Below are 25,807 nucleotides of genomic sequence, written 5' to 3' on the forward strand. Positions count from 1 at the left end.
ATGGGTTAAATCCTTACGCCGTCGAGAGACGCTATCGTTTCATCCCGGCGATGTCCGCGACGGCCGCGACGAGCTCGCCGACCGTGGCGACTTCGGCCGCGACGCTCTCCGGGATGCGGATGCCAAAGGCGTTCTGCAGGCGGATCATCAGCACCGTGTGCGAGAGGGAATCCCAGCCGTCGACGTCGTCCGCGACGGTGTCGTCCGAGAGACGCTCGGGTGGAACGCCGAAGGTTTCGGCGATGACCGCCCGGACCGCGTCCTGTACCGTGCTCATCAACGTTATCCCCGCATCTCCAAGATTCTCAGCCAAGATTCTCAGCCCGATAACGCGCCAGATTTTCCGACCGGCTGATCTTTCCGCTACTCGTCTTCGTCAACCAGCCGGGCTGGACGAGGTGGACGCTGCGCACCGTGAGCTCGAGGCGGTCGAAGATCGAGCGCTTGATGGCGCGCTTCAGCGCGCGCAGCTCCGCCTCGGCCTCGAGCCGGGTCTCGGCGAGGACGACCACATCCTCGCTCCCGACCTCCTCGTTCATGACGCCGACCGCGACGGCGCGGCCGGGAACGACGCCGGCCTCGGCCGAGACGACCTCCTCGATGTCATGAGCGTAGTAGTTGCGGCCATGCACGATGATGACGTCCTTGACGCGGCCGCTGATGAACAGCTCACCGTCATCCAGGAACCCGATGTCTCCGGTCCGGTACCAACCGTCCTCGAAGGCCGCGCGGGTGGTTTCCAGGTCCTCGTAGTAGCCGGAGAACACGATGGGACCGCGCACGGCGATCTCGCCGACCAGCGCGCTATCCGGGCCGTCGCCGCAGGCGCCCGCACACCGGTCGAGCGGGAGGATGCGCACCTCCACGCCCGCCAGCGGCACGCCGTTCGAGACCAGCGGGCGGGCGCCCGGATGATCGGGTGCCACAGCCACGGCGCGCGACCGGCTGGCAAGGGCATCGGCCGCGTACCAGCGGACCGGCGCGTGCCGGTCCGGATCCGATTGCGAGACAGCGAACCCGGTCTCGGCCATGGCGTAGCAGGCCGTCAGCTGCTCCGCCCGCACGCCGCAAGTCGCAAAGGCCTGCGCGAAGCGCTGGAGGCTGGCGCTCTTGACCGGTTCGGAGCAGCTCACGAAGGTCCTGATGCTCGCGAGCTGGTAGTGCCGCCCATCCGCCCCCCCGGGGGAGACCGTGTTCACAAGATGCTGGAAGGCGAAGTTCGGCAGCCAGCAATGGGTGCCGCGAAACCGCTCGATCGCCTCGAACAGGCTGGCGGGCCTCGCGACCCACTCGAAGGCGTCCATCGACACCACGGCCGCCCCCACCGTGAGAGGGACCAGGAAGGCCGTGAACAGGCCCATGTCGTGGTAATAGGGCAACCAGCTGACGACCGTGCTGTCGGAGTCCAGCCGGATGGTCGGGGCGTAGGCCGCCGCCTGCGCCTCGATCTGCGCGAAGGTGAGCTGAACCCCCTTCTTGAGACCGGTCGTGCCGGACGAGTGCTGCAGCAGAGCCGTGTCGCCCGGCCTTGGCTTCACGCCGGGGCCGGCTTCTTCGCGCCCCTGTGCGTCGTTCCCAAGCTCGTCGATCAGCAGGACGCGCGTCGGCAGGTCGGCGCACAAAGCCGTGAGCTCGGCCGCGATCTCGCGATAGGTGACGATCGCCGCCGGCCGGATCCGGGCGATGAGCGCGGCATGCGAGGCCCAGTAGAGGGCAGGGTCCTGTTTGGGCGTCGGGAACGCCATGAAGGAGGGGATCAGCCCAGCCATCATGGCTCCGAGATAAGCCGGCAGCTGCCTGGGGTGGTGCTTGAGGAACAGCAGGACGACGCGCGAGTCCGGATGGCCCTCGGCGATATCGGACAGGGCTCCGGCGATGCGGCTTGCGAGCGCCTGGACATCGGAGAACGTCAGGATCGCGTAGCGGCCGCCCTGGTGGTGGACAAGGAACGGCTTGTCGGGGGTTCCGCGCGCGTGCTGCTCCAGCCGGCCGAGCAGTGTCGTCTCCGCATCCTCCGGGGCATCGGCAGGGCGCACTCCGCTCGCCAGATCCGGCCAGGCTTCAGCGCAATCATGCCTCATGCCGGACGCAAGCATGGCCGTCGTCATCGATGCTTCCTCTTCATGGTGCGGGATCCGTGCGTGCGCTTCGCGCTCAAGCCTTGCGCCGCAGCACGGCCATGTCCTGGTAGCCGATGGCACTCGGAATGATATCGACGACGTCGACGTGCCTCGACCACACACGCCGCGTGTACTCGGCCGTGTGCAAAGTATTCCGGTAGTACGTGTTGTCTTCGATCTTGCCGTCGAGTGCGGGATCGTGCTGGGCGTCGTCGAAGCCCGTGCCGGTCCAATTCTGCCACCAGGCGCGGCTGCGGAACACCGAAGAAAAGGCGGCGGCGGCCGGGCCCGCGAAGGTGATCAGGGGCACGCCGTCCGGCTTGAGCAGCCGGGCGATCTCGTCCAGCCAGACCGCCTGGGTCTCCGCGGTCAGATGGGTCATGACCGAGACGCCGAAGATCCCGTCGAAGCTGGCGCCCGGAAGGTCCGTCGGCGGCAGCAATGGTACCGTGCTGAAGCTGCCGTTCAGGTGCCGCCTGCACCATCCCGCGTTCTCGGCGTCGATGTCGGCACCCGAAATCCTCGCCTCCGGCCAGTTCTGGATGAAGTGGCGGGTGACACGGCCATGACCGCAGCCCCAGTCGAGAATGCTGACGCCCGGCCGTCTGGTTACGCCGTAATGGGCGAACAGGGCCTCGAGGGCCTTGAAGGTGTTGTATCCCGTGAACGTCACGCTCTGGTCATCCGACCAAGTCTGAACGCGCGTCAGCTGCGTGCTGTCACGGGGAAAGCAGATCGACATGTCGAGGCGAGGCGGGATCGAGATCCGCCGGCCGATGCGGTGGTGTTCCGCCGGCAGCACCGAACCACAATCCATGTCGGGATAGACGAATTCGAACTGGAACGGGTCGCTCCCGGCCCGGCACGACGGAAGGTCGATTATTAGGACAAAGTTCGAGTGCTCGGCGTTCGGCCAATACCAGAAATGATTGGCGAACTCAGGTGACAGCAAGGGATAGTCGAATGTGTATGCTACGCCATCGCCGAAGCGGACGGACAGCAGCTCCGGATTGCCCGCCGGCGGTAGGTGAGAGCCGGACACGACGAGGTGAGCGCCGTCGAAGCGCAGCCACGGTACGGAGAAGAGCGGGCGATCGTAGACCGCGAGTACGCTCGCCGCGTCGAGCCCATGGGCATTTCGGCGCGGCACACGTTGGCCGCGGATCTCCCCGAGAGAGACGGCCCCGTCCCGCACCTCCACCGCCGTGGCGGTCGGCTCCGTCACCGAGGGCAGCTCGCAGGCGAAGGAGGCACCCGACGCATCCGTCACAACCGGCACCGTCGCCCAGGGCCGCCCGTCGCAGAGCACGGTGACACGGTTCGCCTGCGTTGCGCCGGGCCGGATCCGGCCGCTGACGCGACCGGGCGGGTCAAGAGCGAGCGTGACGCCCTGTCCGACGCCATGTCCGGTGACGTTGGGACGCACAAGGGGGGCAGAGGAACTCGTCATCGGCCTTCCGTTGGGGTTGCACTGCAGGGGTTATTTGTATCGGAAAACATCCGCAATCTCTAGCGCACATCCGGTGCGCTGTCGGGGAGTGCCTGCAACGGACTTCTCACGATGTGACAAGAAAGACACAATTTGTGGTATTACGTTCAGCTAGTAGTGCGTCGCAACCGCGCCTCCTAGCAGCTTGATTGCAGAACAGATACATGCCAATGCTGGCACACCGGAGCGAACGATGCAACTCAGTCGAACCGACGCTACGTCCAACGGCAGGCCGAATGAGCCGGACGCTACGTCCGACGGCAGCCGGGATGAGCCGGTCGTCGTTGAGATCGAGCAGTTCGCGCGTTCGCAACGAAGCGTCGCAGATCTGCCGGCGACCCCAACTCCCGCCGTCATTCGCGACCGGTACCACGCTCAGCTGGTCGCCGGCCGGCTGCGCTTCGAGAAGCACGGCCCACGCAACTGCGAGATGATCTCAGCCTGTTTCGACAGAGCCCTAGCCTTGCGTCGGTTCGCGCCGCTGCCGCCTGCTTCGGAGCCGATCGATGCCTACTTCGCCGATCCCGACTGTGCGAACCTCAGCCCGAACGTTCTGTTCGACGAGCAGTGGTACCTTGAACGGAACGAAGACGTACGAGCCGCCAAGGCTTCGGGCCAAGTCTATTCCGGTTTTGTCCACTTCGTGCTTTATGGTCTGCACGAGGGCCGCTCTCCAAACGCAATGCTCGACTTGGCGCGCGCGGAGAGATGTGCCGGCGAGCCGGTGCCGGCCGCGGCCTTCGACGTCGCTTCGTACGTCAGCACCTATCCAATTGTGGAAAAATTTCTTAGGTGCTTCCCCATCATCGATGAGGCCGCATTTTACCGCCTGTATGGCCGAGATCTGGGCCACGCCGTGCGCGAGAAGCCGGTCAGCGTCCAGCATCGGTTTGAAGAGTTCCTGCTGGATCAATTCGATTGCGAGTTCTACAGAGCACAATATCTGAACGGCCGTGCAAGCGACTATGAGGCGCTACAGCATTACCTCACCGTGGGCGCACGGGACGGCAATAGTCCGAGCAAAAATTTCGACGAACTCTGGTATCGGTCGTTCTATCGTGACGTCGGAGAGGCTATCGCCGCTGGAGAAATTCTGTCTGGCTTCCAGCATTACATGATGAGCGGCAAGGTCGAGCAGCGCCTGCCGTGTTACAAGCTAAGCTACGCGCTGGAAGCTCGTATGGCTGGGATAACCGAGCCGCGGCTGCTGCAGCGCGCCAGCGACATCGAGCGTCGATTGCAGCCGCCGCCCCATCGTTTTCGGGCGCAGCAGTCTCGAGTCTGGTTCTGTCTCCCAACGCTCAATCCGGATATCAGCTTCGGGGGCTATAAGGCGGTCTTCGAGCTGATCAAGGCAACAGCGCGTACGGGCCGGGCCATTGGCCTGCTCATTACCGACGACCCCATCGTGGGGATCGACTACTTCGTCTATCGCGAGCGGGACCGCGAGCTTGTCGATGTTATTAAGCGGTCAGCCTACGCCAACCGGCAGAGTGGAGTCCCGGTCGAGCTCAGCGAAGACGATCTCTTCGTCGTTTATTCGGTGTGGGACGCTTATGTGATCCAGCCGATGCTGCAGGAAACCAGAGCAAAGAAATTCCTGTTGCTGGCTCAGGAGTACGAACCGATCTTCTACGAATGCGGTTCGGCGCGAGCCCTGATCGAGGATGCGTATCGCCTTGATCACGTTCCGTTGTTCAATAGCAGATTTCTGACGAACTACTTCTCGAAGCACGAAATTGGACCATTCGCACCGGCGCGCACGGCGGAGGGCGGAGAACATTTCGTGTTCGAGCACGTGCCGACGCGTTTGGCGATGCGGCCTTTGCAGAAGCAGAGACCTACGCGGACGCTCGCGTTCTACGCCCGCCCGGAGATGCATGCGGCGCGCAACCTGTTCGAGCTGGGCTACTTGGCGCTACGCAACCTCTGCCGCGACGGAGTTTTCGATCATCGCTGGCGTTTCGTTGGCCTCGGGGCATTGGCCGAGGACCACATCCTGCCTCTCGGCGGTGGCCACCAGATCGAAATGGTTCAGAAGATGCCACAGGAGGAGTACGAGACTTTTATGAGCAGCATCGACATCGGCTTGAGCCTGATGCTTGCGCCTCATCCGAGCGTCGTGCCGTTCGAGTTCGCGGCAGCCGGCGCCGTTGTTGTCACAAACGTGTACGAGAATCGCTCGGCCGACGATCTGCAAGCTATCTGTCGCAACATCGTCCCGTGCCTTCCGAGCCTCTCTGGCGTCGAAGCGGCACTCAGAGCCGCGGTCGAACGGGCCGAGGATATCGAGACGCGGGAGCGCGAGCGACTGGTGCTGCAGGAGCGGAGTTGGAGCAGCACGTTCGACGCGGCCGTGATTGAGCGCGTCTTCTTGTCGTTGACGGCGAGCCGGCAGGCCTGAGCAGGGATGCTCCGGGCCAGACCGCACGGGCCGATGTCGTGCCCACGAATAGCGCCCGCGGCGGGCGGCAGGCATGTCACGAGCTCCGTACGTCACCTCGATCATGCCGATGGCGCGGATTGCTGCCGCCACACTCTGCGCTGCGAGATCAGTGCGCCAATCTGCCGCCGCGTCGAGATGATTTGTATGACTATACCATCAGAATATATCATCTTATATGCCCATAAATCTTGAATTCATTCTGTCATACCGCCCTCATTATTGTAATCGCCGCAGCCGTCAAGCCCTTCTACCCACATTAAGGATATTGACGAAATGTACCAGGTGATCTCACGCAAGATTCGACGTGCATTCAATACGCCCGAATTTGCCTCCGCGAGGCACCATTTTGACCGCAAATTCTACAGGAATATTCATGTGGATGTTGCATCCGCTGGCGTGGATGAATTTGAACATTACATAAATTTTGGCTGGCGTGAAGGGCGAGATCCTTCACCTTACTTTACTACCTTATTGTACAAAGATAGATTTATGCAGAATCACAAAGCAGATACGAACCCTTATCTACATTTTGTCAGCCTAAATGCCGCGAACAATCCATAATCGCACATTGCCTTCAGCGGGAGAAGAAGGAAATTCAACGCGAGATAATCAAGCCATATTTTGACACGAGTTTGTATATATATAGATATAATATTGAGGAAAATATAGATCCAATTGACCACTATTTGGAAATCGGCTGGAAACTAGATTATGAGCCCAATGAAATATTCAAAACGAAAGAATATCTATCCAGGAACTCTCACGTCGAAAGCAGCGGATACACGCCATTCCACCACGTCGTTTCCACAGGTCTCATGCGAAATGCCTCGGCCACCGCAGAAGCGGAACGCCTTGAACGAATCAGAAGCGAGATCACAGAGGGCCGCTCCCTCGGTTTTGTGCTTAAGACACTCCTACCGCATTTCGACAAAGAATATTACCTTCGCGCGTATGGGGACGTCCGTTCGAGCGGCTCGGATCCTCTGCTGCATTATGTCCAGTATGGATGGAAAGAAAAACGCAACCCAAACGGTGCATTTTGGACAGAGTTTACCTGAACAATTACAATGATCATCTAAAAGAATGTGAAAATCCATTCTTTCACTACTTGACAATTGGCAAGTCTGCTGGATTCAGGCCGAACCCTTATAACAAAGGGCTCTGGCCTTCTTTAACGGCCCCGGATGAGGATGCGTGGGCAAATGCGATCCGCGCAAATAATATTGAAAAATCAGAAGTGGTTGTGATAATTCCAGTTTATAAAGGCTACAATGAGACGTTAAGTGCAATTCATGCAGTTCTATGCAATCCCCAACAGGTACCATTTGCTCTGCTTGTTGTGAATGATGGAAGTCCAGATCAAAGCCTAACACAGAAGCTGCGGGCTTTGGCGGAACTTTCTTATTTTGCATATCTTGAAAACGAGGTAAATCTTGGATTTGTGGGAAGCGTCAACAGGGCACTTACGCACTCCGAAGGCAAGGACGTTATTCTCCTTAACTCGGATGCAATTCCGTTTGGCGACTGGATCGATCGCCTCATGTGGCATGCTCATGCTGATGCCGACGTGGCGACGATAACACCGATGTCCAATAACGCCACTGTCTATAGTTACCCCGTAAACAACGACAATAATAGGATAGAACTGGAAGCCTCTGCAAAAACCTTGGATGATTACTCAAAGATCTGTAACTCAAGACTGTCCTCACCGGTTCCGACTGGAGTGGGGTTCTGCTTCTATATGCGCCGCAGCGTGATTGACTGTGTAGGCCTCCTTGATGCTGAAACGTTTGGACGAGGCTACGGAGAAGAGAATGATTTCTGCCTGCGTGCGTCGCAGGCTGGTTTTCGCAACATTCTTGCGCACGATGTTTTCGTTTATCACGCAGGAGGCGTCTCTTTTGACAATATCTATAGCGAGAATATGGCCGAGATCGAGAGAAATCTTTTGTTGAAACACCCGGTGTTCTTATCCCTAGTCCATCAGCATCTTCTGGCGGATCCAGGCCGGGAAGCGCGTGCACGCCTCGATCTATATCGTGCTGCGAAGCATTTAGTAGATACAGGGCTATCTTTGTTACTCATCATCGCGGCGGCGGAATACAGACTCATACTGACGACTTGGTAGAACGACTTGAGGCTGAAGGAGTCTCTGTAATTATACTCAAGATTATCAGCGATGATGCACTGCGTGTCGAATACCCAAGATTGAGTCGCTTTTTTCTTCCGCTAAACTCCGTCGACAAGCTGCATATCTCTAAGAATTCGGAACTAATTGGAGAGATTATAGATTGGATCTCACCGACATTTATACACATTCATTCCTTTGTTGGGCTCGAATTCCGTTCATTGCAGACATTTATGGGAATTCTGGATCGAGGTTACAAGTTATTTTACACGTTACATGATAATTCCCCAGTGTGTCATCGTAATGATCTGGTTATGCCGGATGGTAATTATTGTCGCTTGATGAGCGTTGATGTTTGCCGCAAATGTAGTATGATTGATCATCAGTATGTTGATGCCGTTGATCCTGAGGTGCGTCGAAATCTCTATTCCGAGTTCCTGGATAAAGTCGACGTCATTTTCGCGCCGTCCTCAGATATAGCAGACCGCATGCGCGAGCATCTGCCAGCAGATAAGTTGATAATCCGACCCCATGAGGAGCATCTGTCAATTAAATGTACCGATAAAGGTAAAATTCATCAGTTCCAGAACGGATTCTCGGATAGTGGTTCAAAATCAAAAATTGCTGTTATTGGTGCGATAGGACCACATAAAGGGTCCTATGTCCTTCACGACCTCGCACTTGACGCGAAACTGCGTCAGCTGCCGATCGAGTATATGATTATCGGATACTCTCATATGACCGACCGGATGGGAAGTGTCGGGATACATGAGACTGGTAGATACAACAGCCCCATGGAAGCTATCAGTTTACTGTATATTAACAACATAGATCTTGTTCTCATGCCTTCAATCTGGCCTGAAACTTACTGCTATACACTATCGATCGCCCTGGCGTCGGGTATTCCGCCTGTGGTATTCGACCTCGGAGCTCCTGCCGAACGCTTGCGTAACATTGAACAAGGAATAATCTTAGACTATGCTCTTAAAGATGATGTGAAATCCGTAAACGACCTCTTTCTGCGCTTAGACATTGGGTTACTCAGGCAAAATGCAAGGCCTTACTCCGAGTATATATATGCAGACGTCGTACGGGATTATTATGGTATGCATTTAAGTACAGCTTCATAAGTTTCGTGGTATGATGGCGCATCTGGCCGTGGGTGGCGATGCGCGCCATTCGTCTGGACGACCTGAGCCCTGCGCAGCTACGGGAGCTGGACACGCTCTATCTGGACTTGTGCCGGAGAAGTGGAGAGCTCTTTACCGTGAGGGAAGAGGTCTCCGATGCCAGAACCAAAGAAGCGTTTCACTCCGGAGGTCCGTGACGAGGCCGTGTGGCTTGCCCAGGCCAGCGGGCGCTCGCGGCGCGAGCAGGCCGGTGTTGGTGCTCCCAGGCTCGCTGCGCCGCCAGGCCTGCACCGCGTCCTCACTGGCATCGAGGCAGCGGAGCTGCCACTTGGCCACAAGCGGGTGCTTTCCAGCGGACGGCACGTTCATGTCGGGCCCAGCCACCGGTACGGGGGTAGCCTCGCCGTCTCAGCGTGAGCCGCAGGATGGTCAGGATGTCGTCGGAGGCATCATTCACCAGCGCCCTCTCTGGTCATCACGCCGTACTCCCCGCCGGTCCGTTCGTTATCGACCACGGCCGACCACTGCGCACAGGCGAGGTCTTCCGGAAGATCCACCTCGGCTTCCTCGGGATACTGGAACGGCCACCGCGCCCGCAGGCCGGGGCGAAGCTGCTTCCCGCGACGAACCGGCGCCACTCCGGCTGCGGCAGCGGCAGCACTCTGCCGTGCTGCTCGAGGGCAGCGCGCTCGCCCCCGGGTCGGCACCAATCCGGCACGCCCTCGCCGCCACACCCTCGGCACAGGTTTCGGCCGCCTGCGGGCGCCCGCAGCGGAGCGGTGACCCGATGCATCCGCACCGTTGATTGGCCCGCCCTGGCCGTCCGCGAAGGAAGCCGCGGGCCCGCCAGCCTGTCTCCGGGATTGCCGGCGGTCGGCAGAATCGTCGGAAAGGATCGGAATAATCGCGGACTCTCGGCGTCTATGCCACGAGAGGCCTCCGCCGGAGCCAGGTTGCGGCGTCATGGACGAGCTTACCGCCCTGATCGCGCCTCACATCCCGGCGTTGCGGCGCTACGCCTGGGCGCTTCTGCGCGACTGTGATGCCGCCGACGATCTCGTGCAGGACACGCTCGAACATGCGGTCCGCCGCTGGCACCTGCGGCGGCAGGACGGCGACGTGCGCGGTTGGCTGTTCACCATCGAGCATAACCTGTTCGTCAGCTTCAGGCGTCGCTGGGCCCGGCGCGGCGTCCACGTCAGCCTGGACGAGGCGCTGGCCGTTCCGGGAGCCCCTGGCGCGGAGGAACAGATCGGCATGGGCGACCTGCTTGCCGGGCTGGACGTGCTGCCGACCGAGCAGCGGAGCGCGATCCTGCTCGTCGGAGTCGAGGGGCTGTCCTACACACAGGCGGCTCGGGCCCTCGCCATCCCGGTCGGCACCCTGATGTCGCGCCTCAGCCGCGGCCGGGAGCGCCTGCAGGCCTATCTCGACACGGGACAGCTGCCGCGCCTGAGGAGAGTGAAATGACGCGGCGCGACCGCCCCGTCGGCGAGGATGATCTGCAGGCCTGGATCGACGGCCGGCTCGATCCCGAGCGCCAGGAGGCCGTACAGGCAATGCTGGCCGATCGCCCTGATTTGGCACAGCGCCTCGCAGCCTACCAGGCGACGCAGGCCGCCTTGCGCGCGCGCCTGCAGTTCAAGGCCGAGGAGCCGATCCCGGCGCGGCTGAGGGTCGGCGGCATCGCCGCCGCGCAGCGGGACACGCGCAAGAGCCGCATGCTGGCAGCCGCGGTGGCATGCCTCTGGCTGAGCCTCGGCGGGGTCATCGGCTGGGTGGCCAACGACCTTCTCGGTCCCAACGTCCCGCCGGGTCTCGGTCTGCGCTGGGCCGCCATGGCACGGGAGGCCATCGATGCACACCGCACCTTCGCCGTCGAGGTCGTTCACCCGGTCGAGGTCAAGGCGAGCGACCAGGCGCACCTCGCGCAATGGGTCGCCAAGCGGCTCGGTCGCAGCGTGCTCATTCCAGACCTGACACCAGTGGGCTTCCATCTGGTCGGCGGCCGCATCCTGCCGGCTGGGCAGAACATCGCAGCCCAGTTCATGTTCGAGGAAGACAAGGGAACCCGCCTGACCGTCTACGTCCGCACCGGTGAGTTTGGGGGAGGCGATGTCAGCTTCATGCGGCAGGGGGACGTGCAAACATTCTACTGGGTCGACGATGGCTGCGGCTATGCCGTTGTCGGCACATTCGACCGGGCACGTCTGCAGACGGTGGCCGAGCAAGTCTTCCGGCAATTCGAGGGACCACTTCGCAAGAACGGCTGATGAAGCTCGACAGTCCATCGGGTCCGGCCGTCCATCCCGCCGTTCGTGTCTCCGCGGGACCGGCGGGGGCGCGAGGCGGTGCGGTGTCGAGGCGCCCCGGCCCGTGCGCGATGCGGCATGGCGTGCATGCCGGCTCCGGACCACCGGCCTGCCCTCGAAAGGGAGCGTTCGCGATGATCAAGGATGCCCGCTTTGTCCTCAGCATCGGAGTCCTCAGCCTCGGAGACCGGCCTGGCTTGAACGCGACGTCGTCGCGGGGCGACGACGAGCCGAAGGAAGCGGCGACGTCGTCGTCCTCGGCGGAGAAATCCGGTTCGGCCCCGCATCCTGTTCGAGCGCATGTGCGTCGGGTCATTCTGAGAGCCTTGACACTGATGCGGAGCAAGACCGGGCATCGGCCCTGATCCAGGCTCCGGGCCAATGTCGTCCAGCTTGATCAGTTCGGCCGCGGAATGGTGTTGGGATCAGGTGTGTCGGGCGACCAAGGAGCAAGCGTGGCGCTTCGAGCCATCACGGCACGCTTCTTTCAGGAGGGCGCGCTGAGGCTCGCACCACCCCGGCCGTGCGCACCGAGATCGCCCGCTCGGCCGAGCGAAACCTCGCAGATCCTCGGCATCTTCAGACAAGGTCAGCATTGATCGTGCTCTTGCGCTCCAGCCAGGCTGGGATCGGCAGGTTCTTGGAACGCAGAAAATCAGGATTGAAAAGCTTCGATTGGTAGCGCGTGCCGTAGTCGCACAATACGGTCACGATGGTATGTCCTGGCCCCAATTGCCGTGCCAGTCGGATTGCGCCCGCGACGTTGATGCCTGACGAGCCGCCCAGACACAAGCCTTCATATTCCAAGAGATCGAAGATGATCGGCACCGCCTCCTCATCCTGGATCTGATAAGCGACATCGATCGGCGCACCTTCCAGATTCTTGGTGATGCGGCCCTGGCCAATGCCCTCCGTAATGGAGGAGCCGGTCGCCCTCAGCTCGCCGGTCGTGTAGTAGCTGTAGAGTGCGGCACCCATTGGATCCGCGAGCGCAATCACGATATCCGAATTTCGCTCCTTCAGCGCCATCCCGACGCCGGCCAGCGTGCCACCCGTGCCCACGGCGCAGACGAACCCATCCACGCGTCCCTGCGTCTGCTCCCAGATCTCCGGCCCGGTGAAGGCGACGTGACCGTCACGGTTCGCGACATTGTCGAATTGGTTGGCCCAGATTGCCCCATTCGGCTCCTCGCCGGCCAGACGCTCGGCCAAGCGGCCGGAGACCTTCACATAGTTGTTGGGATTGGCGTAGGGCACCGCCGGAACCTCGATGAGCTCGGCGCCGCACAGGCGCAGCATGTCCTTCTTCTCCTGGGTCTGCGTGTCCGGGATCACGATCACGGTGCGGTAGCCGAGCACGTTGCCCACGAGCGCGAGACCGATGCCGGTATTGCCGGCCGTGCCCTCGACGATCACGCCGCCGGGCCGCAGCAGGCCCCTCTTCTCCGCGTCCCGGATGATGTACAGGGCCGCCCGGTCCTTAACGGACTGGCCCGGGTTCATGAACTCGGCCTTACCCAGAATGGTGCATCCGGTGGCCTCAGATGCCCGGCGCAAGCGGATGAGCGGCGTATTGCCGATCGCCTCGATGATACTGTCGCGGATGTCCATGGCACCTAACCCTATCCCGGAACTTGCGCTCTTGAATTGCTCATACCGCGAGCGCCCTTTGTGGTCATTCTAATCCCACTGCGCCATCGCGAAGGCGCCGAGCGGTATCTTGAGATAGCGGCGGCCGTTGCTTTCGGGCGTGGGCAGCTGGCCACCCGCGATATTCAGCTGCAGGGCATGCAGGATCAGCTTCGGCAAAGGAAGCGCGGCATCTCGCGCTTGGCGAAGCGCTACAAAATCCTTCTCTGTTGGGGCGCACTGCAGATGAACGTTGCGGGCTCGCTGCTCGGCAACCGTGCTCTCCCAGGCCGGAGCCCTCCCGTTGGGCATGTAATCATGCCCTGTGAATAGCCGCGTATCGTCGGGGAGAGCCAGGATCCGCTCGATGCTTCGCCAGAGCTGATGCGCGTCGCCGCCTGGGAAGTCACATCGCGCCGTGCCGAAATCGGGCATCAGCAGGGTATCGTGGATGAACGCAGCATCGCCGATCACGTAGGCCACCGAGGCCAGCGTGTGCCCTGGCGAGAAGAGCACCTCCGCCTCCAAGCCTCCGATCGCGAAGCGATCGCCATCAGCAAACAAGCGGTCCCATTGAGAACCGTCTGCGCGAAACGTGTCTGGCAGGTTGTAGATGGTCTTCCAGAGCGCCTGAACCTCGACGATCCGCTCACCGATTCCGGTGGGTGCCCCTGTTCTCTCGCGCAGATAACAGGCTGCGCTGACATGGTCGGCATGCGGGTGGGTGTCGAGGATCCACGCCACGTGCAGTTGCCGTTCGGCAATGTCGTGCAGGAGCGCGTCGGCGGATTCCGTGGCGATCGACCCGGACTTTTCGTCGTAGTCGAGGACCGGGTCGATGATGGCGCATTCACGAGAGGCGGGATCGGCAACGATGTACTGGACGCTGCATGTTCGCCTCTCGAAGAAGGCGGTGACCACTGGCTCGCATCTCATCGTGCAAGGCGACCGACGGGTCGGAGCCGAACTGCGCATACGTCCCTCTTGATGCCAAGGGTAGCGGAGGAGCTTCCAGCCGCGGCGAAGGGCATGACCGGCACGCCTCGTGCGAGCGACGCGTGCCGTCCGCGGTCCGGCAAACAATGAGGCGGCAGCGAGCAACCCGAGGCTTGCTAAGCTGCCGGATGCGGCACGATGCGGATGTAAGGCTTTGGCGCCTTCCAGCCCTGCGGGTAGATCCGGCGCGCCTCCTCGTCCGATACCGACCCTGCAATGATGACGTCCTCGCCCTGCTGCCAGTTCACAGGCGTCGCAACCCTGTGCTGGGCCGTCAGCTGCAGGGAGTCGATCACACGGAGCACCTCATCGAAGTTGCGGCCCGTCGTCATGGGGTAGACGAGGATGAGCTTGATCTTCTTGTCAGGCCCGATGACGAATACGTTCCGGACCGTCTGGTTGTCGGCCGGACTGCGCCCCTCGGAGGTGCCGCTCGTGCCTGCCGGCAGCATCCCGTAGAGTTTCGAGACCTGCAGGTCGGAATCCCCGATCATCGGGTAGTTCGGCGAGAAGCCCTGGGTCTCCTCGATATCAGCAACCCACCTGGCGTGGCTTTCGACGGGGTCGACGCTCAGCCCGATGATCTTTACGTTTCGCTTGTCGAATTCGGGTTTTATCTTGGCCATATAGCCAAGTTCAGTCGTACAGACCGGAGTGAAGTCTTTTGGATGCGAGAACAATACACACCATGACTGACCAATCCAGTCATGAAATCGAATTCGTCCGGCGGTGGTCTCGGCTTCGAAGTCGGGCGCTGTATCACCGATCTGAAGAGCCATGAACGCCTCCCATTGCAGCGCGTTCGCTTTGCCCCGGATTTCAAGTTAGCTGAACTTCGTGGACCTGCCTAGAGCGCTCCCCGCCAAGCTGGAGGCCGGTTCGGCGCAAGGGAGCGCATGAAATCAAGACCTTAGAGCCGTGATCCGACCCAACCGGAGCGGGCACGGCTCTCGTCCGCGCCTCGTGGATGCTCCCATGCATGCGCGCATCTCGATGCCGAGAGAAGCTTGGCTAAGAGAATCTTGGCCAAGGGCATTTCGAAGGGCAGTCTGGGGAGAAGCAATTCGCCAATTTCTTCAGAGCGGCATCCGAGCGGGCCGAAACGGTGCGTGGGCCCCGGGCAGACTGCGCCGCCTTCGGACCCGTGCAGCTCGGTTCTCTCCGGCGACGGGGCGGCCGGTCTCGCTCGCGGCCGCGACCTCGTTCAGGCTGCCAGTGAGCAATCGCGCGTTATTGGCGGCCAGCACTTCGCGGCGGATCGGTTTGCGTATCGGCTGTCGCGACACAGCAACGGGCGGATTACGACAGGGTCGGGCTGCTCCATCTGGACCACAGCCAAGTCACATGATCCGTGAGCACACATCCCCGCGCTCCTGATCGATCCTGCCGCAGGACGACTGAACCTGCCCCGTCGCGGCCCAAAATCTCTCACAGCTCTGCGTTGGAAGCACACCAGATGCGCATCCTGATGTTTTCATGATCTATCGACGGCCATCAGCATGATGGCCCGGGCGAAAGAAAGACGTGGCCTGAGCTGGTCTGACGAGCCAAGAGGGTAGATCTGTGAAGCAACCCATGGCAAGCTCTTCTCAATGAGAGCGGCGCCTTTCGCGCCCGTTGCCGGCTCGCCCTTGAGTCGACGCACCTGCCCAGCATCTTTGGGCCGTGTCCGTCGTGCCCCGACCCAAGAGCCCGACCGAAGAGACCGCCATGTCTGCACCGCATCCGCGGCCGGCCACGCCATGGGCGACGCCCACAGCCTCTTACCTCGGCAATCTCGCTCGCGCTGCCTACCGGACCTTCCGCACGCCGAAGACCGGACCGACCCTCTATGATCTCTGCGACCCAATTCTGAAGGGGACAAGACCCGGCAACGCGCATCTGCGTCTGTTCTACAAGGTTGCGCTTGCGAATCCCCTGCTGCGGCCTCTCCTCGGTCGCGCAGGTCTGCCGACGCTCCGCGACGAGGCGCACTTCCGCGCGTTGCAGCAAGCCCTTCTGGCTGCGCGCGACCACGCCGCGCCGGACTGGCGCGCGGTCGGTGCTCCCCTGGCGGCGCTCCTTGACGAGCAGGCTCACGCTCGTCACGCGCCGCTGCCCAACCGAATGTCGGCAGACCCGCTCCCGCCAGGGCACCTCGAGACGCTGATCCGCCGCTGCGCCGGCCATCTCCTGGGCTCCTACCGCCGGAACGGTTTCATTCCAGCCTACGGAGCCTTCAACCTCATCGGCGACCCGGATTTCCGCGGCCGCGATCTTCTTGTCGCCCTCGATGGGCTGCAGGCGCGCACCTATAAGAACTCCACCCTCCTCTTCAATCTGGCGCGGGTGTTCGTCCTGGCCAATCCGTCCGTGGCGGCGCTCATCGGCCCGCCCTGGCGTGGCCGTGCCGAGCCGCTGAGGGGACCGGTCCAGATCCGGCATCGCTCCGCCTATTACGATGCGTTCTTCTGTGAGGCGCTGCTCGACTTCCTGGGGAGCGGCCTCGCAAGCCGGACCGAGGCTGAGCAGGCCCGATGCGCGATCGACGAGATGATCCGCTTCTGCCTGATCGCGAGTTGCGAGCAGGTGCCGGACCCTCGCGGCAGCGGTTCCTATCGTGTCGTCACGGCACTCGCGCCCTACCCGCATGCGCGGCAGAGCCGCTTCTTCCACACCGTGACGAAAGTCCATCTCGGCTTTGGTGTCTTCGTGCCCGATGGCGACACGACCGCCTGCGCCGTCTCCGCCGCGACGCAGGCGGACTCGGATGAGCCCCTGCTGGCGCAGCCGCTGATCGATCTCTTTGCCGGGTATCAGGTCGGCAGCGATGGCTGCGCCCCACCCGGCGTGGCGATCAATGGCGGGATCGATTACGAGGGGGGCGTTCTGACCTGGATCGAGAATGCGTCCGGCGAGCTGCCGTATGGCAATGACCTCGACCCGACGTTGAACCTTGACGTTCTGGAAGCCGTCTTCCGCAACCATGCGCGCTGGCGCATCGCGGAGCATCCCGAGCGCCTGGCCTGCACCCGCAGGATCGTGCGGTTCCAGCGCCGGCTGGCGGAGACGGGAGCTTTTGCCGATTCGCGCTCGCACCTCTATTATCTGCCGGAGGTGTACTGCGCCTACTTTGCTCGCCTGTACGCCACGTGGATGCGGCTCCCGTCTGCGACGAGGCAAGCGGTTGATCCGGAGGGCAGCTTCGACCTCATCCGGGCTCGCGTCCTGTCTTACGTCCGGGACGAGCTGATGGCAGCCGAGATGAATCCCTTCGATGCTGCGATGGCCCTGCTGGCGCTCGCCAAGCTCGGAGCGGAGCCCGCGAGCTTCGCACCGGCTCTGAGGGTGATTGCAGAAGGATTCGGCGAGGGCCCGAGAGGCGCGCCCTACTGCGCCTATGAGTGGAACAAGATGAAGACGCCAACCCGAATCATCGTCGGTGGCCCGGAGGTGACCTCGGCCTTCGTGCTCTCCGCGGCGGTTCATGCGCGCAACGCCTCGGCCGCGTCGGACAGCGGTGACTGCTGAGCCCGCGGTGGTGCAGGCGGCCTGGGAACCGGAATACAGTCCGCGACGAGAGCCGTGCCCGTTTCCGTCGAAACGGTCACGGCTCTTCAGTCTTTGATTTGTCGCGCTGCCTTGCGCCGAACCGGCACCCACTTCGGCGGGGAGCGCTCTAGCGGGGCGTGCCTCACCGCGGGCCGGAGCAATCACCTTCCGCCACCCGCACCGACCTCCAGCGGCTGGCGCAGACCGACCGCCGTGATCCGGCGATGCCCGTCAGCTGATCCGCGCGCGGGAGCGTCCCCGGTCCTACTTCGCCGCTCCGGCCGGGAGCGGCTCCATCCCGCTCTCCCGGATGGCGCCGGCCGCGTCGGGCGAGGCCAGGAAGCCGATCAGGGCGGAGGCGGCCTCCGGCGCACGGCTGCCCTCGACCCGCCCGGCCGAGAACTCGGTGTAGAGTTGCACCTCCGCGGGGAGCAGACCGACGATCTCGATCCCCGGGACCGGCTTGAGTTCGCTGAGCTGCTGGAATCCGACTTCCGCCTCTCCGCGCGCGACCACCGCGCCGACCGGCTCGGCCGGAATCATCCGCGCCTTGGCCTTCACTGCGTCGGCGATGCCGAGGCGCCGGAACAGCTCGGTCTCAATGTAAACGCCGCTCGCGCTGTCCGAATAGGCGATGGACTTCGCCGCGAGCAGGGTCCGGCGCAGCCCGTCGATGGAGGAGATGTCCGGCTTCGGCGCGCCCGCGCGCACCGCGAGGGCGATGCCGGAGCGCGCAAGCGCGGTGCGGCTGTCGGCGCTCACCTTGCCCTGCCGGATCAGGTCGTCGAGGGCGTAGCCCACCATGATCACGACGTCGATCGGCTCCCCCCGGGCGAGCCGGGCCGGCACGGCCTGCGGAGTCTGGCCCATCGAGGGGCCCCACTCCGTCACGAGGCCGTGTCCGGTGCGGCGCTCGAACTCGGGCGCGAGGGCGCGGTAGGCGGCGGCGAACCCGCCCGAGCTGACCACCCGCACCTCGGCGGCCGGGGCAGCGGCGGATGCGAGGATCGCTGCCGCGAAGGCGAGGACGCGGGATAGGAAGAAGCGACGGATCACGACATTCTCCATGAGGACCGGGGGTCGCCCACACATCCGGGGCGCCGGATGGTGGCCTCGTCAAGGTCGCGGCCGGCGCGTCGGGCGACGCGCCGGCCGCGGTGCCGCAAGCAACGCTCAGACGGCCGCCGGGCCTTCGGCGAGGCCGAACCGGGCGGAACTGCGCTCCCGATAGACGAGGAGCGTCGCGACGAGGCCGCAGGCACCCGCGAAGGCGAGCCAGAAGGCGGGCGCAGCGCGGTTGCCCGTCTCCTCGATGAGCCAAGTCGAGATCAGCGGCGTGAAGCCGCCGAACAGCGCGGTGGCGAGCGAATAGGCGAGCGAGAAGCCGGCGGTGCGCACATGGGCGGGCACGATCTCGGTGAGCGCCACCACCATCGCTCCGTTGTAGCTCCCGTACAGGAACGACAGCCACAGCAACACGATCAGCATGTTGGCAAAGGAGGTGTTCGCCACGAGCCAGGCCAGCGCCGGATAGGCGGTGAGCAGGGTGAGTGCGGAGAACACCAGCAGGATGGGCTTGCGGCCGATCTTGTCGGAGAGCGCGCCCATCACGGGCAGCCAGAAGAAGTTCGACACCGCGACACAGAAGGTGACGATCAGGCTGTCGGTGGCCGAGAGCTTCAGCACGGACTTGCCGAAGGTCGGGGTATAGACCGTGATCGTGTAGAACGAGACCGTGGTCATCACCACGAGGAGCATGCCGAGCAGCACGATCCGCCAGTTGCGGCCGAGTGAAGCGAAGATCTCGCCCACCGACGGGCGGTGCTTGCGGTGCAGGAACTCCTGCGTCTCCTCCAGCGAGCGGCGGATGTAGAACAGGAACGGCACGATCAGGCAGCCGATGAAGAACGGCACCCGCCAGCCCCAGGAGCCCACGGCCTCCGGCGTGAGAGCTTGGCTGAGGCCGTAGCCGATCGCAGCCGAGGCCATGATGGCGACCTGCTGGCTGCCGGACTGCCAGGCGACGTAGAAGCCCTTGCGGCCGGGGGTGGCCATCTCGGCGAGATAGACCGACACGCCGCCGAGTTCGACGCCGGCCGAGAAGCCCTGCAGCAGGCGCCCCACCAGGACGAGGAACGGCGCGAACAGACCGATGGTCTCGTAGGAGGGCACGAAGGCGATCAGGATGGTGCCCGCCGCCATGATGGTGAGGGTGACGATGAGGCCCCTGCGCCGTCCGATCCGGTCGACATAGGCGCCGAGGAAGATCGCCCCGAGGGGCCGCATCAGGAAGCCGGCCCCGAAGGTCACGAAGGTGAGCATCAGGGAGGCGTATTCGTTGCCGGCCGGGAAGAACGCCCGGGAGATGTAGGTGGCGTAGAAGCCGAACAGGAAGAAGTCGAACATCTCCAGGAAGTTGCCGCTCGTCACGCGCAGCACGGTGGCGGCTTTCGAACGGGGTCGCGGGTCGGCGGTGTCGTCAGTCATGATGTCCTCCCAGGGTGTTGATCCGCCCGACCGGAGGCGAACGGAGTGGTGGGCGGGGCTTGCCGTTGCGGCGGCCCGCGCCGAGGGGCCGCGATCCTGCGGCCTCTTTCGCATCGTCAGGGGGTGACCCGCTTCGCGTGCGGCGCCCCTGCTCCCGGCAGGGAGCGGGGATGACGCACCGAAGGGGATGGGTTGCTCCGAACCCGCGGCCCGGCTCTCAGGCCACGAACCGGCACTGCGAGGCTGGCGTCCGCGTGTCCATGTCGCGGCCGCGGTTCAGGTGGTCATCCACCTCCGCCGCGCAGCCGAGCATCCGGGCAAACAGGAAGATCGTGAACGCCGCACTCTCCAGCGCGGAGGCGGACAGCTCTCCGGTGCGGTAGGGCCGCCACAGCATCTTGAGCAGCAGCGCCGCGATCACCGCGTCGATGTTGACGCAGTAGACATTGCGCGACACGCCCGCCTCGAACAGCGCCTGCACCAGCGCGCGATAATAGGCGTGGAAGGCGTTGCTGTCGCCCCGCGCCGCCAGCTGCTCGTGCAGCCAGACCTCGCGCGGATCGTGGTTCACCGCCTTGTCCTTGAACACCGGATGGTTCACGCCCGGGATCTTCTGGATGTCGAGGCTGCCGGCACTCTTCCGGTCGGACTTGTAGCGCGCGTACTCCGCCGCCGTCCGGCCGGCGAGCGCCTGAAGGTCGATGCCGTGATCGGGGTCGGCCGGATCGGCGAGGCCGCTGTCCCGGAACTGCTCGATCAGGAAGGCGATGCCCTCGTAGCCGTTGCCCCCATGCGCGTAGCCCGCATGGGTCAGGAACCCGATCAGCGCCTTGTTGAGCTGCACCCGCTCCGGGCTCTCCGGGCCGTCGGCCGAGACCGCGCCCTTGCACCCTTGAGCCGAGATGGTGCCCGGGCCGTTCGAGAGCAGCAGGCCGACCAGGGTCTCGAACACGAACACGTCGCCCGCATCGGCAGGCTCGCGCCCGAGGAGCGCGAGGCAGCCGATCTCGCCCAGCGTCCGGCGGGTCAGGAGGTCGGCATTCGGCACGCCGCAGAAGCTGTCTGCCGTGTGCCGCGCCGCCGGGACCGCTGCGCCGAGGAGCACGCCGAACAGCTGCAGCCACCAGGGCAGACTCTCGGCCGTGAGGCGCGAGATGCGCTTGCGCATCAGCGGCCCCCAGGCGAGCGTCGTGGCGACCGAGGCCAGCACCGCCTCGCGGGTCGGATGACCGCCGAGACTGCGCAGGTAGCGCAGGAAGACCGAGCGGGCGCCGCGGGCCTGGAGCGCGTCGAGCAGCGCCTCCGCCCGCGGATCCGGCTCGGGGCCGACGAGGAGTGCGGAGAGATCCGGGTCCGCCGCGACGCGGCCGAGCTCGAAGCTCTCGTCGAGGGCGCTCGGCAGGCCCGCCTCGGCGAAGCGATCCGTGAGCAGCCGGCAGATCCGCCGGGCCGCCTCTGCCCGCCGCGGCCCCACGAGCGCCGCCGCCGCGGCCAGCACCACGTTCGGCGCGTTGCCCGCCTCCCGGACCGCCTCGGCGGCCGCGAGTTCGGGCCGGCCGTGCAGGTTCACCTGCGCGGCGACGGCCGCGTTGACCAGGGCGCGGTCGTTCTCGCTCGCCGGCTCGCGCAGGAGCGCCAGCACGAGGTTGGCCTCCATCGGCAGGCGCGCCGCCTCCAGCATCGAGACGCCGTTGAGGCTCGTGACCTGCGTCTTCGGGTCCATCTGCGAGGCGCCCGAGGCGTCCTTCATGGCTTGCCGCGGCAGCACCACGCCGATCTGGCGGTTGAGCCGCGCGATCTGCGCGCCGTAGGGCGCCACCGCCTCGACCACCGGCAGGTCGAGCGCGGCCGGCAGGCTCAAGGACGCATTCGAGCCGAACCAGGGCTTGAGGGCGAGGCTGCTCTCGGGAGCGAAGTCGGGCCGCGCCCCGTTCTCGTGCATCACCGCACTCAGCGCCGCCGGGATGTGGGCGATGTTCGTCACCACCGCGCCCCGGGCCGAGACGACGGGGTTGTCGGGCGTGAACACGCTCGCGACCCCGAACTTCTCCAGGAACCAGCGCTCCTTGGCGGCGGCATCGTCGTCCCCGCCCGCCATGGCGCCGGCATGGCCCACCGCCCGGGTGAGCCGGCTCTTCCAGCGCCCGACCACGCAGGCGACCACCGGCTTGGTGAAGTGGGCATCGCGCTCGTAGTAGCCGCCCGGCTCCACGTAGAGCACCGCCGCCTTGCTGCGCGCGTCGTTGGCCAGCGCGAAGGCGAATTCCGGCGCCGCGTACTGGATGTAGACGTCCTTGCCGCTCGAGATCAGCGTGGTGGTGCCCCAGCCGCTCATGCGCAGGTAGGTGGCGATCGTGGTGGTGAAGTTGCCGGAATTGGAGAAGATCGCGATCGAGCCGGGCTTGAGTGCCTCGCCCGGGCTGTCGCCGCCGAGCGCGCCGCCGATGCGGACCTGATGGTAGGCGTCGGCCACCCCCAGGCTGTTGCCGCCGAAGATGTCGACGCCGTTCTGCTGGCCGAGCGCCCGGATCTCGCGGCTGTCGTGCACCGAGAGTTTTTCCGTGACGATGAAGATCTTGCGCAGGTCCGGGTTGACCCGGATCAGCTCGGCGACGCCGTCGCGGGCCCCCGCGGGCGGCAGGTAGACGACCCCGCAATTGAAGCGGTGGCCGGCCTCCAGGCCCTCGCGCACGTTGTTGTAGACCGGGATCTCTCCGAGCGGCGTCTCCAGCCCCTGGCCGCGGCGGCCCGGCGAGGTGCCGAACACCACGTTGCCCCCCGAATAGGCGTGGCCGACCGGCGTGACGTCGCTCGACTCGCCGCCTAAGATGTTGAGCACGCAGACCCGGTCCTCGCGCGTGGCGATCTGGTCGAGCGAGCTGATGCCGACGTAGTACTTGAAGCTGCCGATGCCCGGCTTGTGCATCTTTTCCTCCCCTTTTACTCGGCGGCCTGGCGCAGCGGCTCGCCGCTGCCGAGGGCGCGCGCCACGGCCTCGCGCCCGCCCTGCCTCATCCACTGGTCGGCCGTGCGGGCGTAGGCGACGACCTCGCTCATGTCGGAATCGAAGCCGAACAGCCGGTAGGGCAGGCCGAGCGCCTCGGCGGTGTCGCGCAGCGCGCCCATGCCGCGCACGAGGTTCGGCCCGCCGCGGCCGGCGACGATGTACAGGGGCGTCGGCCCGTGCCGGCCCACATGCTCGCGCAGGGCATCCGCCATGGCCCGGAAGGTCTCGAAGATGTCGGTGTTGTTCGACTTGCCGCCGATGATGAACAGCACGTTGGCCTGCTTCAGCCAGTGCTTGAAGCAGATGCGCGCCACCTCCTTCATCTTCGCGTAGGGCGGGTTGCCGCCGAAATCCGAGGAGATGATCGCGTCGTCGCCGAGCATCTCGGTGACGAGGGAGTTGGCGCCGCCGCCGAAGGTCGGGGCCAGGATGGTGCCGGCCGGGTTGATGACGCAGACGTCGCTCTGGCCCTGGTAGGTGCGCAAGCCGTTGATCTCGGCCTCGAAGTCCGAGTAGTCGACCGAGAACAGGTGGCCGGGCAGGCCGAGGCGCTGCCAGCGCGGATCGTCGCGGTCGAAGCCGCACTTGAAGTCGCAGGCCACGGGCGTCAGCCGGCCGGTGCGGTCGGGGCGCATGCGGATCGGGTTGAGCTCGACCGTGGTCATGCCGAAGCCGTGGTAGAGCTCCCACAGCTTGGGCAATTGCTGCACCAGCGGCGAGATCAGGGCCTTGGGCGCGTTCAGCTCCGAGAGGGCGTTGGCGACCACGAAGGCCTTGAGGCCGGTGAGCGGGTCGAAGGGCACCTGCGCCACCTCGCTCCGGTCGAGTTCCTCGATGTCGACCCCGCCCCGGTGGGTGAGCGTCATGGTCGGGGCGCGGAAGCGGGTGCTGTCGGTGATCGAGAAATAGACCTCGTGCTCGGCGGGCACCGCGCCTTCGAAGGTGACGCCGTTGGCCTTGGCCAGCGCATTGCCGTGGCGGTGCTCGACGAAGTAGAGCCGCTCCTTCTCGCGCAGGGCCGTCCCGAGGTCGCGGGCGCGGCCGACGAGGCCGGCCTTGCCCTTCTTGCCGACGCCGCCCTTGAACACCGGCTTGATGAAGATCGAGCCGTGGCGGTCGATCAGGCCCTTGATCTCTTCCTCGCTGGCGTCCGGGCCGAGCACCTCGGCCGTCGGGAAGCCGGCGAACTGCAACAGCTTGGCGCCGTGCAACATGCCCGTGACCTGCATCCGTTTCCTCCGCGCTGTATTTGCCCGGATCTTACGGATGGAACCTGTCACTAACCTGTCGCGCGGCGAATTCTTTGCGAGCCCAAGGTTGAGCTTGCCGCATCAGCGCCCCTCGGTGGCGCGCCGCCATTGGCGCAGCATCCGGGCCCGCTTGATCTGGTCGAGATAGGTGAGGAGTTCCGGGCCGACCGCGATCGGGCGCAGAGCCGGGGCGGTCGCGACCGGGTCGTCGGGCCGGCGCGCGTCGGGGCGCGCGGGCGTCACCGACCGGGCGGCGAGCTGCGCCTGTCCTGCCCGGGACAGCATGTAATCCATGAAGAGCCGCGCTGCCGCCTTGTGGCGTGCGGCCTTCGGGATGAAGGCGATGCGCGAGGTCACGAGCGTGTAGTCGGAGAGCAGTACGACGCCGAGCGCGGGATCGTGCTTGGCCCGCTCCAGGGCGTAGGAGCCGAACACGTCGAAGGCGATGAGCGCCTCGCCGGAGGAGACGCGGTCGAGCATCGTCGAGGTTGTCGTGTAGAGCTTCGCACCGGCCTGCCCCAGGGCCCGGACGAGGTCCCAAGTCCGGGGCGTCACCTCAAGGTTCTGCGCCAGGAACAGGAAGCCGACGCCGCTGCGCTCGGGGTCGTAGGCGGCGACCTTGCCCTGCCACGCCTCCGGGTTCTGCGTCAGGGCCCGGAGGAGCTCCGCATGGCTGCGCGGCACCCGGCTCTCCGGCAGCAGGGTACGATTGTACGCGAGGGCGACGGGCTCGGCCGTGATGCCGTAGGCCTCGTTGCGCCAGACCGCCCAGGCCGGCAGGCCCTCCGCCTCCCGGGAGACATGGCGCTCGGCGTAGCCGTCGTTCACGAGCTTGACCTGGAGATCCATGGCCGAGCTCCAGATGATGTCCGCCGTGCCACCGCCCGCCGCAGCCTCGGCCAGGAATTCCTCGTAGAGATTCGACGAGTTCACCTTGGCGTAGGAGACCGAAAGGCCGGGATGGAGCTGGCGGAAACCCTCCAGCATCGCGGCGGCCTCGGCCTCGTCGGTCGTCGCGCGAATGACGACCGTGCCCTCCCGCTGCGCCGCCGCGAGGTCCTGGCGGGCGGCATCGACAGAAGCGTCGACCTGCGCCCGGGCGGAGGTCAGAAGAACGGCGAGGAAGGCCGCGAGCCCGATCAGCCCGGCCGCAAGGATCCGCACGCGCACCCGTTCCTCCCTGAACCTCCGAACCTTTCGGTTGCCCACGGCGCCATGGGCGGCGAGGATCGGAGGCTACAGGCTCGCGCCGCGATTCCAAGCCGCTCCGCCGCGGCCCGGA

Annotated in this window: 18 protein-coding genes; 7 read left to right on the forward strand and 11 right to left on the reverse strand. The window is 64.3% G+C overall.

The annotated features are described in order from the left end of the window. Positions 1–31 precede the first annotated feature (31 nt). From MNOD_RS13085 to MNOD_RS41470, 3 genes are read right to left on the reverse strand one after another with little or no spacing between them, the layout of a single operon-like run. Positions 32–277, reverse strand: a complete 246-nt coding sequence (locus tag MNOD_RS13085) for an acyl carrier protein (RefSeq protein WP_015929377.1) — start codon at positions 275–277, stop codon at positions 32–34. Positions 278–305: 28 nt separating this feature from the next. Next, positions 306–2,108, reverse strand: coding sequence for an AMP-binding protein (locus MNOD_RS13090; protein WP_015929378.1), 1,803 nt, complete (start codon positions 2,106–2,108; stop codon positions 306–308). A gap of 46 nt (positions 2,109–2,154) precedes the next feature. After that, complete coding sequence (locus MNOD_RS41470; RefSeq protein WP_015929379.1) at positions 2,155–3,570, reverse strand: class I SAM-dependent methyltransferase; 1,416 nt, start codon at positions 3,568–3,570, stop codon at positions 2,155–2,157. 232 nt (positions 3,571–3,802) lie between these two features. Between MNOD_RS41470 and MNOD_RS13100 the strand changes: the two genes are divergently transcribed. The 6 genes from MNOD_RS13100 (at position 3,803) to MNOD_RS46465 (ending at position 11,990) form a co-directional block, all read left to right on the forward strand. Continuing rightward, a complete protein-coding gene (locus tag MNOD_RS13100) occupies positions 3,803–6,013 on the forward strand; it encodes a rhamnosyltransferase WsaF family glycosyltransferase (protein ID WP_015929380.1) in 2,211 nt (736 codons plus the stop codon). Positions 6,014–7,061: 1,048 nt separating this feature from the next. Further along, positions 7,062–8,183 (forward strand): glycosyltransferase family 2 protein, encoded by a 1,122-nt coding sequence (locus tag MNOD_RS43160; RefSeq protein WP_083786405.1) that lies wholly within the window; start codon positions 7,062–7,064, stop codon positions 8,181–8,183. Then, on the forward strand, positions 8,177–9,313 hold the full coding sequence (locus tag MNOD_RS43165; protein ID WP_198157603.1) for a glycosyltransferase family protein: 1,137 nt from the start codon (positions 8,177–8,179) through the stop codon (positions 9,311–9,313). The genes MNOD_RS43160 and MNOD_RS43165 overlap by 7 nt, the downstream gene beginning before the upstream one ends. Before the next feature lie 963 nt (positions 9,314–10,276). After that, positions 10,277–10,783, forward strand: coding sequence for an RNA polymerase sigma factor (locus MNOD_RS13105; protein ID WP_015929382.1), 507 nt, complete (start codon positions 10,277–10,279; stop codon positions 10,781–10,783). After that, positions 10,780–11,586, forward strand: a complete 807-nt coding sequence (locus tag MNOD_RS13110) for an anti-sigma factor family protein (RefSeq protein WP_015929383.1) — start codon at positions 10,780–10,782, stop codon at positions 11,584–11,586. The genes MNOD_RS13105 and MNOD_RS13110 overlap by 4 nt, the downstream gene beginning before the upstream one ends. A gap of 173 nt (positions 11,587–11,759) precedes the next feature. Further along, on the forward strand, positions 11,760–11,990 hold the full coding sequence (locus MNOD_RS46465) for a hypothetical protein (RefSeq protein ID WP_015929384.1): 231 nt from the start codon (positions 11,760–11,762) through the stop codon (positions 11,988–11,990). A gap of 214 nt (positions 11,991–12,204) precedes the next feature. Here MNOD_RS46465 and MNOD_RS13115 read toward each other — a convergent pair whose 3' ends face one another. The 3 genes from MNOD_RS13115 to MNOD_RS13125 form a co-directional block, all read right to left on the reverse strand. Then, positions 12,205–13,236, reverse strand: coding sequence for a cysteine synthase A (locus MNOD_RS13115; RefSeq protein ID WP_015929385.1), 1,032 nt, complete (start codon positions 13,234–13,236; stop codon positions 12,205–12,207). Positions 13,237–13,305: 69 nt separating this feature from the next. After that, positions 13,306–14,229: an MBL fold metallo-hydrolase gene (locus MNOD_RS13120; RefSeq protein ID WP_015929386.1), complete on the reverse strand. Its 924-nt coding sequence runs from the start codon at positions 14,227–14,229 to the stop codon at positions 13,306–13,308. Positions 14,230–14,366: 137 nt separating this feature from the next. Continuing rightward, positions 14,367–15,029: a peroxiredoxin gene (locus tag MNOD_RS13125; protein ID WP_015929387.1), complete on the reverse strand. Its 663-nt coding sequence runs from the start codon at positions 15,027–15,029 to the stop codon at positions 14,367–14,369. A gap of 931 nt (positions 15,030–15,960) precedes the next feature. Between MNOD_RS13125 and MNOD_RS13130 the strand changes: the two genes are divergently transcribed. Further along, positions 15,961–17,760, forward strand: a complete 1,800-nt coding sequence (locus tag MNOD_RS13130; protein WP_015929388.1) for a hypothetical protein — start codon at positions 15,961–15,963, stop codon at positions 17,758–17,760. 285 nt (positions 17,761–18,045) lie between these two features. Here the strand turns inward: MNOD_RS13130 and MNOD_RS13135 are convergent, their stop codons facing one another. From MNOD_RS13135 to MNOD_RS13155, 5 genes are all read right to left on the reverse strand, one after another. Further along, positions 18,046–18,837 carry a substrate-binding domain-containing protein gene (locus MNOD_RS13135; RefSeq protein ID WP_015929389.1) on the reverse strand — a complete coding sequence of 264 codons (792 nt, stop codon included), beginning with the start codon at positions 18,835–18,837 and terminating at the stop codon, positions 18,046–18,048. A 117-nt stretch (positions 18,838–18,954) separates the two neighbouring features. Next, a complete protein-coding gene (gene tcuC, locus MNOD_RS13140) occupies positions 18,955–20,268 on the reverse strand; it encodes an MFS transporter (RefSeq protein WP_015929390.1) in 1,314 nt (437 codons plus the stop codon). Between the two features lie 217 nt (positions 20,269–20,485). Next, positions 20,486–23,194: a CoA-binding protein gene (locus MNOD_RS13145; RefSeq protein WP_015929391.1), complete on the reverse strand. Its 2,709-nt coding sequence runs from the start codon at positions 23,192–23,194 to the stop codon at positions 20,486–20,488. Positions 23,195–23,208: 14 nt separating this feature from the next. Further along, complete coding sequence (locus MNOD_RS13150) at positions 23,209–24,504, reverse strand: ATP citrate lyase citrate-binding domain-containing protein (RefSeq protein WP_015929392.1); 1,296 nt, start codon at positions 24,502–24,504, stop codon at positions 23,209–23,211. A gap of 102 nt (positions 24,505–24,606) precedes the next feature. Beyond that, positions 24,607–25,695, reverse strand: a complete 1,089-nt coding sequence (locus MNOD_RS13155; protein ID WP_015929393.1) for an ABC transporter substrate-binding protein — start codon at positions 25,693–25,695, stop codon at positions 24,607–24,609. Positions 25,696–25,807 lie beyond the last annotated feature (112 nt).

The sequence above is a fragment of the Methylobacterium nodulans ORS 2060 genome (assembly GCF_000022085.1).
Taxonomy (GTDB): Bacteria; Pseudomonadota; Alphaproteobacteria; order Rhizobiales; family Beijerinckiaceae; genus Methylobacterium; species Methylobacterium nodulans.